General features: G+C 71.9%; 7 protein-coding genes and 1 other RNA gene. 7 read left to right on the forward strand and 1 reads right to left on the reverse strand.

Annotated features, from left to right (window positions below; translation table 11 throughout):
• The first annotated feature begins 109 nt into the window (after positions 1-109).
• The 4 genes from U874_RS0103475 to ffs all read left to right on the forward strand — a co-directional run bounded on the left by U874_RS0103475 (position 110) and on the right by ffs (position 6,800).
• Entirely contained in the window at positions 110-1,846 is a 1,737-nt protein-coding gene (locus tag U874_RS0103475) for an ABC transporter ATP-binding protein (RefSeq protein ID WP_025133157.1), read from the forward strand.
• Entirely contained in the window at positions 1,846-3,924 is a 2,079-nt protein-coding gene (locus U874_RS0103480) for an ABC transporter ATP-binding protein (RefSeq protein WP_025133158.1), read from the forward strand. The genes U874_RS0103475 and U874_RS0103480 overlap by 1 nt, the downstream gene beginning before the upstream one ends.
• A gap of 162 nt (positions 3,925-4,086) precedes the next feature.
• The gene (locus tag U874_RS14090; RefSeq protein ID WP_157834199.1) at positions 4,087-6,690 is read left to right on the forward strand and encodes a S8 family serine peptidase; all 2,604 of its coding nucleotides are present in this window, start codon (positions 4,087-4,089) and stop codon (positions 6,688-6,690) included.
• A 13-nt stretch (positions 6,691-6,703) separates the two neighbouring features.
• An RNA gene (gene ffs / locus U874_RS14985) (signal recognition particle sRNA small type) lies at positions 6,704-6,800 on the forward strand.
• 19 nt (positions 6,801-6,819) lie between these two features.
• Here the strand turns inward: ffs and U874_RS14990 are convergent.
• Complete coding sequence (locus U874_RS14990; RefSeq protein WP_025133160.1) at positions 6,820-7,488, reverse strand: MarR family winged helix-turn-helix transcriptional regulator; 669 nt, start codon at positions 7,486-7,488, stop codon at positions 6,820-6,822.
• Between the two features lie 112 nt (positions 7,489-7,600).
• Here U874_RS14990 and U874_RS14645 point away from each other — a divergent pair, with 112 nt between their 5' ends.
• The 3 genes from U874_RS14645 to U874_RS0103505 all read left to right on the forward strand — a co-directional run bounded on the left by U874_RS14645 (position 7,601) and on the right by U874_RS0103505 (position 11,946).
• Positions 7,601-8,488, forward strand: a complete 888-nt coding sequence (locus U874_RS14645; protein ID WP_157834200.1) for a hypothetical protein — start codon at positions 7,601-7,603, stop codon at positions 8,486-8,488.
• A 138-nt stretch (positions 8,489-8,626) separates the two neighbouring features.
• Positions 8,627-10,747: a phosphate acetyltransferase gene (gene pta, locus U874_RS0103500; RefSeq protein WP_025133162.1), complete on the forward strand. Its 2,121-nt coding sequence runs from the start codon at positions 8,627-8,629 to the stop codon at positions 10,745-10,747.
• Complete coding sequence (locus tag U874_RS0103505) at positions 10,744-11,946, forward strand: acetate/propionate family kinase (protein WP_025133163.1); 1,203 nt, start codon at positions 10,744-10,746, stop codon at positions 11,944-11,946. Before pta ends, U874_RS0103505 begins: the two co-directional genes overlap by 4 nt.
• Positions 11,947-11,979: the final 33 nt, after the last annotated feature.

Consider the following 11,979-nt stretch of genomic DNA (forward strand, 5'->3'; position numbering starts at 1 on the left):
GCCTCGCATCCCGGGCGCGTCGGTGGTAGTGTTTTCGCCTGCTCCGTCGATCGCTTCCGTGCCCGCCCTGCGTGGACCGCGTCGATCCGTGCGCGACGAAAGGATCCTCGTGGCCCTCATCTCCCTGACCCTCCGGCACGCGAAACGGTACTGGCCGTTCGTGGTCGCCGTGCTCGTGCTGCAACTGCTGTCGACCATCGCCGCACTGTGGCTGCCGAGCCTGAACGCCCAGATCATCGACGACGGCATCGCCAAGGGCGACACCGGCTTCATCTGGCGCACGGGCGGCTTCATGCTCATCGTGTCGCTCGGCCAACTGCTCACCGCCGTCGTCGCCGTGTACTTCGGTGCGCGCACCTCCATGGGGATCGGCCGCGACCTCCGCCGCGAGGTGTACCGCAAGGTCGACTCGCTCAGTACGCTCGAGGCCACGAAGTTCGGCGCGGGCACGCTCATCACCCGCGGTACGAACGATGTGCAGCAGATCCAGATGCTCGTGCTCATGGCGCTCAACTTCATGGTCTCGGCGCCGATCATGGCGATCGGCGGCGTCATCATGGCGCTCCGCGAGGACGCCGGGATGTCGTGGCTCGTCTGGGTCTCGGTCGCGGTGCTCGCGGTGATCGTGAGCTTCCTCGTGTGGCTCCTGCTCCCGCTCTTCCGCACGATGCAGGACCGGGTCGATGCGATCAACAGCGTGCTCCGCGAGCAGATCATGGGCATCCGCGTCGTGCGCGCGTTCGTCCGCGAGAACTTCGAAGCCGATCGCTACGAGACCGCCAACCGCAACATCACCGACGTGTCGGTGCGGGTCGGCAACATCTTCGTGCTCATGTTCCCCGTGATCATGATGGTGCTCCACGTCGCGACCGCCGCCGTGCTCTGGTTCGGCGGGCACCGGGTCGAGGCCGGCATCGTACAGGTCGGCTCGCTCACCGCCTTCCTGCAGTACCTGCTGCAGATCCTCATGGCCGTGATGATGGGCGTCTTCATGACGATGATGATCCCCCGCGCGGTGGTGTGCGCCGAGCGCATCCGCGAGCTTCTCGACACCGAGTCGACGCTCACCTTCCCGACCGCCGAGACGCAGCCGACCCCGCAGGCCGGGCGCATTGAGTTCTCCGGTGTGAGCTTCGGCTTCCCGGGGGCCGAGCAGCCCGTCATCCGCGATGCGAGCTTCGTCGCCGAGGCGGGGAAGACCACCGCGATCATCGGCTCGACCGGCGCGGGCAAGACCGTGCTCCTCAACCTCATGCTGCGTCTCTACGATGCGCAGGACGGCTCGATCACGATCGACGGCGCCCCGGTCTCGGCGCTCACCCGCGCGCAGCTCGCGGAGACGATCAGCCTCGTGCCGCAGCGGCCCTACCTGTTCTCGGGCACGATCGCCTCGAACCTCCGCTTCGGCAAGGCCGACGCGGAGGATGAGGAGCTGTGGCACGCGCTCCGCGTCGCGCAGGGCGAGGACTTCGTCCGTGAGAAGGAGCTGGGACTCGAGGAGCCCGTCTCGCAGGGCGGCACGAGCGTGTCCGGCGGCCAGCGCCAGCGCCTGTCGATCGCGCGGGCGCTCGTCGCGAAGCCGCACGTGTACCTGTTCGACGACTCGTTCTCCGCGCTCGACGTGGCCACCGACGCCCGACTGCGGGCGGCGCTGCCGAGCGCGACGCAGGGGGCGACCACGATCATCGTGGCGCAGCGCGTCTCCACGATCACGGAGGCGGACCAGATCCTCGTCGTCGAGGCGGGGGAGATCGTCGGACGCGGCACCCACGAGGAACTCCTCGAGACCAACGGGGTGTACCAGGAGATCGTTCGATCGCAGCTCGAAGAGGCGGAGGCGGCGTAATGGCCACGAAGGACCGGAAGTCCGCGAAGTCCGCGGCCGTCGAGGAGTTCGAGCTTCCCGACGATTACCAGCCCGACAACGACGACTGGACGGGCGGCCAGCCCACGAAGAAGGCGAAGCACTTCTGGCCTGCGGCCAAGCGCCTCGTCGGCCTGCTCGCACCCGAGAAATGGCTCTTCGCGCTCGTGGTGCTGCTCGTCATCGGCTCGGTCGTGCTCACCGTGATCGCTCCGAAGATCCTCGGCCAGGCGATGGACGTGATCTTCAACGGCATCCTCGGGAAGGACCTGCCGAGCGGCGTGCCGCTCGACCAGATCATCTCGGTCGCGCGCGACCGGGGCGAGAACCAGTTCGCCGACATGCTCGAGGGCTCGGGCGTCGTGCCCGGCCAGGGCATCGACTTTGGGCTCCTTGGCCGCCTCATCCTCGTCGTGCTCGGACTCTACCTCATTGCGTCCTTCCTGATGTGGCTCCAGGGCTTCCTGCTGAACAAGCTCGTCATGCGGGTCGTCTACCAGCTCCGCCAGGACATCGAGGCGAAGATCAACCGCCTCCCGCTGAGCTTCTTCGACGGACGCCAGCGCGGCGACGTGCTCTCGCGCGTCACGAACGACGTCGACAACATCCAGCAGGCGCTGCAGCAGGCGCTCTCCCAGCTCGTGCAGTCGCTCCTCACCGTGATCGGCATCACCGCCATGATGTTCGTCGTGTCGTGGCAGCTCGCCCTGATCGCCCTGATCGCGCTGCCCCTCTCGGGGATCATCGCGGGCGTCGTCGGCGTGCGCGCGCAGAAGCTCTTCGTGGCGCAGTGGAAGTACACGGGCGATCTCAACGGGCACATCGAGGAGTCGTTCACCGGCCACGAGCTCGTGCGCATCTTCAACCGTGACGCCGAGATGACCGAGGAGTTCGACCGCCGCAACGAGGGGCTCTTCGCCGCGGCGTACCGCGCGCAGGCGCTCTCCGGCACGATCATGCCGGCGATGCAGTTCGTGCAGTACCTCAGCTACGTGCTCATCGCGGTGGCGGGCGCGCTCCGCGTCACGGCCGGTCAGATGACGCTCGGTGACGTGACCGCGTTCATCCAGTACTCGCGCGAGTTCGCGCAGCCCATCGGCGAGATGGCGGGCATGGCGAACATGCTCCAGTCGGGCGTCGCCTCGGCGGAGCGCACCTTCGAGCTGCTCGACGCCGATGAGCAGGATCCCGACACCGCCGAGGCGGATCTGCCGGAGCGCACCGACGGGCACGTCGTGTTCGACGGCGTGAGCTTCAGCTACGACCCCGAGCAGCCGCTCATCGAGGACCTGTCGCTCGAGGCGAGCCCCGGGCACACGGTCGCGATCGTCGGGCCGACGGGCGCGGGCAAGACCACCCTCGTGAACCTCGTGATGCGCTTCTACGAGCTCGACGGCGGGCGGATCCTGCTCGACGGTGTGGACATCACGAAGCTCTCGCGCGCGGAGCTCCGCGGCCACGTCGGCATGGTGCTCCAAGACGCGTGGCTCTTCGACGGCACGATCCGCGAGAACATCCGCTACGGGCGGCTCGACGCGAGCGACGAGGAGGTCGTCGCCGCGGCGCAGGCCACCATGGTCGACCGCTTCGTGCGCCAGCTCCCCGAGGGCTATGACACCGTCATCTCGGAGAACGGCTCCTCGCTCTCGGCGGGCGAGCGGCAGCTGCTCACGATCGCGCGCGCGTTCATCGCGAACCCGTCGCTGCTCATCCTCGACGAGGCGACCTCCTCGGTCGATACCCGCACCGAAGTGCTCGTGCAGCAGGCGATGAGTGCGCTCCGTACGGACCGCACCTCCTTCGTGATCGCGCACCGGCTCTCCACGATCCGCGATGCCGACACGATCCTCATGATGGAGCGCGGCAAGATCGTCGAGCAGGGCACGCACGAGGAACTCCTCGCGCGGCGCGGCGCGTACTACGCGCTGCACCAGGCGCAGTTCGCGGGAGAGGTGGACGAGACGCACCTCGAGGAGCAGCTCACGGGGAGCGTGGCCGTGGTCACCGGCTCCGTCGCCGTTCCGCCGGACGCCGAGTCGGGGGAGCCCCGGCCCGAGTAGGGCCGCACGCCCCACGTGCGCAGCAGGACGCCCCGGCCCCGGCCGGGGCGTCCTGCTCTGCCGTGCGAAAAATCCTGGACATGATCCAGACTTCTCGCTAACATCGGCCCTGGCGCGTCTGCGCTCAGGGGGACCGCGCTGCGGCGGGGAGAGGAAGCACAGATGCGATCAGGCATGTTCCGAGGACTGACGGCGTGCGCGGTGATCCCGCTGCTCGTCCTGCTGGGAGGGCCCGTGGCCCACGCGCAGGAACCCGAGCCCGAGTCTCCCGTGACGACGCTGACCGATCGGCTCGTCGAGGCCGCGGAGACGGGCGCCTCCGGCGCTGCCGAGCTCGCCGAGGCCGCCGCGCTCCCGGTCGAGGGCGGCGGCAGCCTGCAGACCGACGAGGCCGAGCGCGTCGTGGCGACCGTGCTCTTCGCCCAGACGCCTGACGAAGCGACGCTCGCGGCTCTCGCCGAGCTCAGCATCGTGGACGAGGTGCTCACGATCTTCCCTGCGGCGACGATCCGCGTGGACCCCGCAACGCTCTCGGACGTCGAGGCGCTCCCAGGCGTGCTGAGCGCGACGCCCGCGCTGAAGCCCTTCACCGGCGCGGAGCTGCGCTCGGCGACCGCGGGCGGGGCCCAGACGCTGCGCGCGGAGGCCGACGCGTCGCTCGCCGCCCCGGCCGAGCGCTGCACCCCCGTGCCGATCGAGGCGGACGGGCCGCTGCGCTCCGCCGAGGCGCGCGAGCTCTTTGGGGTGGACGGCGCCGGTGTCACCGTCGGCGTGATCTCCGATTCCTTCGGCTCGGTCGCGTCCCCCACGTCCTGGGCTGACGACGTCGCCTCGGGCGCGCTCCCCGGCGCCGACAACCCGTGCGGCTACACGACGCCGGTCGAGATCGTCTCCGACGCCGTCGGCGGCTCGGACGAGGGGCGCGCGATGGCGCAGCTCGTGCACGGCGTCGCGCCGGGCGCGCGGATCCTCTTCGCGGATGCGGGGCGGAACGACCTCGAGATGGCGATGAACATCTCGGCGCTCGTCGAAGCGGGAGCCGACATCATCGTCGACGACATCACCTGGCCGCAGGAGACCGCGTACCAGCAGGGCTTCATCTCGGGCGCGATCGAGGACGCCAAGGTCCAGGGTGTGGCGTACTTCACCTCGGCCGGCAACTCGACGGGCGTGGGCTCGGAGGGTGAGTCCGCGGGGCGCCCGATCTCCTCGTGGAGCACTTCCGCCTACCGCCCCACCGATTGCCCGAGCTGGCTCGCGCAGGGCGCGGGCGACCCGCTCGAGGGCGCGACCGGCATCGACTGCCTCGACTTCGATCCGGATCCGACCGTCGAGACGCCCTACGACACGCTGACGCTCGATGGGGAACCGGGCGATCCCGACGCCAATCTGCGGGTGCTCGGCTCGATCGCCGAGCCCTTCCTCGGGATCACGACGGCGTACGAGTGGCGTTTCTACCAGGTGGACCCCGGCGCGAGCGACCCCGCGCTGATCGCCGTCGTGCCCCAGCTGAGCCCGTACTACCCGGGCGCGACCGGCGCGGTGACCGCCGCGGCCGGATCGGAGATCCGCGCGGTGATGGTGCGCACCCGGCACGACGCTGCGGCCCCGGCGCCCGCCGTGCTCTTCTCGTTCCTGCGCGGGGGCGACTCGATCACCTCGCGGGCCCACCTCGGCGACGGCGCGGGCGATCTCGTCGGGCCGACGACCTTCGGGCACGCGGCCGACGGCTCCGCGGTGAGCGTGGCCTCGCTCGACTGGGAGGACCCCACGAGCCTGCGCCCCTACAGCTCGCTCGGTCCGGCCACGCTGTACTTCGAGCCCGTGCGCTTCACACCGGACGGGCCCGCGCTCCCCTCAGCTCCGCTCCCGAGCCCGGTCGTCGTGAACACACCGAACCTCGCATCGGTCGACGGCACGCAGACCACCTTCTTCGCCGGGGAGCCCGGGGACGCGGAGTTCCGCTTCTTCGGCACCTCGGCCGCCGCGCCGAACGCCGCGGCCGTCGCCGCACTCGGCAAGTCCTACGCCCCGGGAATCTCGGGGGCGGATCTCACCGCGCGCGTGCTGGAGACGGCACGCGGCACCGCGGAGGGCGGTCCGGTGAACCCGTACACGGCCGCCGGGTTCTCGGACGCGACCGTGTTCGGCGAGGGCATCGTCGACGCCGTCGGCCTGCTGGGCGCGCTGCCCGCGGCGCCCGCCACCCCGTCGGGGCTGCGCACGACCGAGGTGACCGCCGAGCGCATCGCCGTCGCGTGGGCGCCCGTTGCCGATGCGACGGCCGTGCGCGCCGAGCTGATCCCCGCCGCGGCGGAGACGCGGGCGGCAGGCGATGCCCCGCTGAGCCTCCCCGCTCCCGCGACCTCGGCGGTGTTCGAGGGCCTTGCTGCCGATACGGCGTACACCGTGCGCGTCACGGCCGAGAACGCGGTCGGCGCGACGCGCAGTGCGACGCTCGAGGTGCGCACGGCCGCCGTCGCTCCGGAGCCGAAGCCCGAGCCGGAGCCGGAGCCGAAGCCCGAGCCGAAGCCCGAACCGGCTCCCGCGCCGAACGCGGCGAAGCCCCCGCTCGCGCAGACCGGTGGCGCGTCGACGCTGCCCTGGCTGCTCGCGGGTGGCGGGCTGCTCATTCTCGGCGCCGCTGTGGTCGCGGTCGTCGCGGCGCGCTCCCGCGCGCGGGCTCGGACCGCGGATGCGGTGAGCGGTGCGACCGATGCCGACGAGGCGCGCCCGGGTGACGCGCCGCGCGAGACGGGCGAATAGTCCGCTACACTGGAACGGCTCCCTACGTGGCGCTATCTCGAGGAACTCCCCCAGGTCGGAAACGAAGCAAGGGTACTCGGGCTCTAGCGGGTACGTAGGGAGTCTTTTCGTTTCCCGGCGCTCCGCGGATCAGGCGGGGGAGCCGGGCTCCTCGTGGCGCGGCCACGCTTCGGCGAGCTTCGTGAGGAGTCGCGCGAGTTCGGTGCGCTCCGCGGGGTCGAGCGCTGCGAGCGCCGCGCTGGCCTCGGCCCGCTGGCGGCCGCGGAAGCCGTGCACCGCGTCCTCGCCCGCGGGTGCGATCCGCACGCGGGTGCGGCGGGCGTCCTCCGGGTCGGCCTCCCGGGCCGCGAAGCCGCGCTCGACGGCCTGCTGCACGAGGCGCGAGGCGCGGGGCTGGTCGACGCCGATCTCGCCCGCGATCTCGTTGACGGTGAGCGGTTCCGTGGCGTGCGCCAGTGTGCTGAGCAGGCGGAGCAGGGCGGGGCCGCCGAACCCTCCGCGTGGGCCGCGTGCTCCCGGGCCCCGCGCGCCGTGCTCGCCGCCCGCGCGGCCGGCCCAGGGGTCGCCATGGCCCTCGTCGTCGCCACGGCCCTCGGGGCCGCCCGCGAGTCGGGGGTCGGTCCCGTGCGACCCGGGGAAGCCCCCGGGGCCGTGCGCGCCCGGGAAGCCGCCCGGGCCGCCGTGGCGTCGTCCGCCGCGTGCGCCGCGGAGCCGGGCGAGCGCAGCGATGACCGCGTCGGTCTCCGCGATGGCTGAGGGATCGTGCTCGGGAGCCGGATCGTGCGCGAGGGGGTCCATGCTGAGAATTTTACATGCACCTTGACATGTATGTATTTCCATGTCACCATACATATACATGCACAGTGACATATATCGCGGGCAGGGGCCCGCACGAAAGGACATGCAGATCATGCAGAACCCAGACTTCATTCATCCCGCGGACCCCGCTCAGCCGACCGCGTCCAACGACCCCACCGTTCCCGAAGCCCTCACGGGCGCCGACGCCGACGCGCCGCGCTCCCTCGCCTCCTGGCTCCGCATCGCCGAAGCGATGATCGCTCGGGAGCGGGCCACGGCGCTCGCCGCCGCGGGCGTCACCCGAGGCGAGTTCCGGATCCTGAGCGGGCTCGCCGCCGACGAGCTTCCGGAGCGCCTGCGCGAGCGGCTCGCCCGCGGGGGCAAACGGCTCTTCGAACTCGAGGCGCGCGGCTGGATCGCCGCCACCGCCGACGGGTGGGAGCTCACCGAGGCCGGCGAGACCGTGCGCGAGCGCGCCGCTGCGGCGCTCAGCGCGGCGGATCTCCGCATCTCGGAGAGCGTCCCCGCCGCTGAGCTCGAGGCGGCGCGCGCCACGCTCGAGTCGCTCGCCCGGGAGCTCGGGTGGACCGAGGGGCTCCGCCTTCCGCGTCGCGGCCCGCGCGGGCACCGCGGCCACGGAGGCCCGCGCGGCCACCGCGGTCACCGAGGTCACCGCGGTCACGGCCACCGTGAGCACATGCACCCCGGGCACGACCACGGTGACCACGACCATGGTGGTCACTGCCACCGTGGGCATATGCACCCCGGTCACGACTTCCGCGGTCACGAGCATCGCGGTCACGACCACCGCGGCCGTGGCGCCGGGTCCGAGTGCCGGCACCCGCAGGCGGATCACCACCCGCACTCCGGGCACTTCCCGCAGCCCCACACCGGGCACTTCCCGCACCCGCACGACGGGCACCGCCCGCACCCGCGGGGCTTCGAACGCGGCTTCACCGCGGGCTTCGCTGCGGCACGACGCGCGGAGGATCGGGGCTGATCCCGATCCCGAGCCGGCCGTGAGGGATCTTCAGCGCGGCCCGGCGACGGCGGCCCGGTTCCGGAGTTTCTTCGGACCGGGCCGCCGTTCGCGCGCCCCCGCTGAGTCGCCCATGGGCGGCCGCATAGACTGAAGGCTGTGGCAGCGAGCATCTACCTGACGTCGGCTGAGGGCCGGACCGGCAAGAGCGCCGTCGCGCTGGGAGTGCTCGATGCGCTCCGCGCCGACGCTCCGCGAGTGGGCGTGTTCCGCCCCCTGATCCGCTCGGCGAGCGAGCCCGACCGCGTGCTCGAGATGCTCCTGCGCCGCGCGACCGCAGACGTGCCCTACGCCGACTGCGTGGGCGTCACCTACGACGACGCGCACGCCGATCCCGACGCCGCCATGGCCCGGATCGTCGCCGCCTACCAGGCCCTCCGCGCCCGCTGCGACGCGATCGTGGTGGTCGGCTCCGACTTCACGGACGTCGCGGCGCCCACCGAGCTCGCGTTCAACGCCCGCATCGCGGCGAATCTCGACACCCCCGTGCTCCTCGTGCTCGGCGGCCGCTCCTCCGACGAGGCCGAATATCTCGGCCAGCAGGTTGCCCGCACCCCCGCCGAGATCGCGCAGCTCGCAGAGCTCGGGCTCGTCGAGCTCCAGGCCGAGCACGCCACGGTGCTCGCGGCACTCGTGAACCGCGCCGATCCCGAGCGGCTCGCGGAGATTGATCGCGCCGTCACCGGCGTGCTGCCCGCGGGAGTGCCCGTCTGGTCGGTTCCGGAGGAGCTGCTGCTCGTCGCGCCGCCCGTATCCGAGGTGCTCGCGGCCGTCGACGGCACGCTCGAGCGCGGATCGGGCGAGCTCCTCGCCCGCGAGGTCCGCGACGTGGTCGTCGCCGGGATGTCGATGGAGAACGTGCTCCCGCGGCTGCTCGAGGGATCCGTCGTCGTGATCGCCGCCGACCGCTCCGAGACGCTCCTCGCGGTGACGATGGCCCACGAGGCGCCGACCTTCCCCACGATCGCCGCCGTTGTGCTGAACGGTGAATTCGCCCTCCCCGCGGACGTCTCGCGGCTGCTCGACGGGATCGACTCGACGCTCCCGATCATCCGCACCCACTCGGGCACCTTCGACACGGTGCGCCGCATCTCGTCCGCGCGCGGGCTCCTCACCGAGGAGTCGCCGGCCAAATTCGATACGGCGCTCGCGCTCTTCGCGCAGCACGTCGACACGGCCACCCTCCGTGAGCGGCTGCGCCTCCACCGGGGCGGCGTGCGCACGCCCGTGATGTTCGCCTACGAATTGTTCGACCGCGCGGCCGCGGCCGACTCGCACATCGTCCTCCCCGAGGGCCACGACGACCGGATCCTCCGCGCCGCGAGCACGCTGCTCGCCCGCGGAACCGCGCGCCTCACGCTCCTCGGCGACGCCGCCGCGATCCGCAAGCGCGGTGGCGAGCTCGGCCTCGCGCTCGACGCCGCCCAGATCATCGACCCGCTGCGCGCCCCCGAGCGCGAGCGCTTCGCCGCGGAGTACGCGCGCCTCCGCGCGCACAAGGGCGTCACACCCGAGCAGGCGTGGGACATCATGGCCGACGGCAGCTACTTCGGCACCATGATGGTGCAGCTCGGCCTCGCCGACGGGATGGTGTCGGGGGCCGCGAACACGACGGCGCACACGATCCGGCCGAGCCTCGAGTTCATCAAGACGAAGCCGGGCGTCTCGGTCGTGTCGAGCGTGTTCTTCATGGGGTTGCGCGACCGGGTGCTCGTCTACGGCGACTGCGCCGTGAACCCGGATCCCACCGCGGCCCAGCTCGCCGACATCGCGATCTCCTCCGCCGAGACGGCCGCCCAGTTCGGCGTCGAGCCGCGCATTGCGATGCTCTCCTACTCGACGGGCGAGTCCGGCTCCGGAGCCGACGTCGACAAGGTCCGCGAGGCGACCGCGCTCGCCCGCGCCGCGCGCCCCGATCTGCTGATCGAGGGGCCGATCCAGTACGACGCGGCGAGCGATCCCGCGACGGGCGCCTCCAAGATGCCGGGCTCCGAGGTGGCGGGCCGCGCGACGGTCTTCATCTTCCCCGACCTCAACACGGGCAACAACACCTACAAGGCCGTGCAGCGCTCGGCGGGCGCGGTCGCCGTCGGGCCCGTGCTGCAGGGGCTCAACAAGCCCGTGAACGACCTCTCGCGCGGCGCGACGGTCGCCGACATCGTGAACACCGTCGCCATCACGGCGGTGCAGGCCGGTATGCGAGAGGACGCGGGCGCATGAGCAAGATCCTCGTCATCAACAGCGGATCCTCCTCTTTCAAGTACCAGCTCATCGACCCCGAGAGCGGGGAGCGGCTCGCGAGCGGGCTCGTCGAGCGGATCGGCGATTCCCTCGGGCGCGTGAAGCACCGCTGCGCCGGGGAGACGCTCGAGGAGGAGCTGCCGATCCCGGACCACACGGCAGGCTTCGCAGAGATGGAGCGCGCCTTCGAGCGCGCCGGGCAGCCGCTCGACGGCTCAGCGCTCGCCGCAGTGGGCCACCGCGTCGTGCAGGGCGGCGACGAGTTCTTCGAGCCCACGATCATCGACGACCGCGTCGCGGAGCGGATCCTCGCGCTCGGCGTGCTCGCCCCGCTCCACAACCCGGCGCACCACCAGGCCATCGTGGCGGCCCGCGCGACGTTCCCCGACGTGCCGCACGTCGCCGTGTTCGACACGGCCTTCCACCAGACCATGCCGCCCGCCGCGTACACCTACGCGATCGACCGCCGCGTTGCCGCGGAGCACGGCATCCGCCGCTACGGTTTCCACGGGACCTCCCACCAGTACGTCTCGGCCCGTGCCGCGCGGTTCGTCGAGCGGCCGCTCGCCGAGCTCAAGCAGATCGTGCTCCACCTCGGCAACGGCGCGTCGATGTGCGCGGTCGACGGGGGGCGCTCGGTCGACACCTCGATGGGGCTCACCCCGCTCGAGGGGCTCGTGATGGGCACCCGATCGGGCGATCTGGATCCCTCGATCCTCTTCCATCTCCACCGCGAGGCCGGGCTCGACGTCGACGCGCTCGACCGTCTCCTCAACTCGGAATCGGGGCTGCGCGGGCTCGCCGGCACGGGCGACTTCCGCGACGTGCGCGCGGCGGCGGACGCGGGCGACGCGCAGGCCCAGCTCGCGATCGATGTGACGACCCACCGGATCCGGCACTACCTCGGCGCCTACCTCGCCGCGCTCGGCGGGGCCGACGTGATCTCGTTCACGGCGGGTGTCGGCGAGAACAACGCCGCGCTGCGGGCGGGCGTGTGCGCGGGGCTCGAGTGGTTCGGGATCCGGCTCGACGCCGCGCTCAACGAGGCCGCGTCCGGGGTTGCCGAGCCGCGCCGGATCAGCACGCCGGACTCCCGGGTCGCCGTTCTCGTGGTCCCCACCGACGAGGAAGCCGAGATCGCGCGGCAGACCTGGGGGCTCGTCGGCGCCGCCGCCTGAGCAGGCACCCGGTTCCAGGCCGAATGTCTGCGG

Source organism: Leucobacter sp. PH1c, from assembly GCF_000633415.1.
Lineage (GTDB): Bacteria > Actinomycetota > Actinomycetes > Actinomycetales > Microbacteriaceae > Leucobacter.

Coding starts and splice junctions, on each gene's coding strand:
- U874_RS0103505 (WP_025133163.1), top strand. CDS start 10,744: ATGAGCAAGATCCTCGTCATCAACAGCGGATCCTCCTCTTTCAAGTAC.
- U874_RS0103480 (WP_025133158.1), top strand. CDS start 1,846: ATGGCCACGAAGGACCGGAAGTCCGCGAAGTCCGCGGCCGTCGAGGAG.
- U874_RS14645 (WP_157834200.1), top strand. CDS start 7,601: ATGCAGAACCCAGACTTCATTCATCCCGCGGACCCCGCTCAGCCGACC.
- U874_RS14990 (WP_025133160.1), bottom strand. CDS start 7,488: ATGGACCCCCTCGCGCACGATCCGGCTCCCGAGCACGATCCCTCAGCC.
- U874_RS14090 (WP_157834199.1), top strand. CDS start 4,087: ATGCGATCAGGCATGTTCCGAGGACTGACGGCGTGCGCGGTGATCCCG.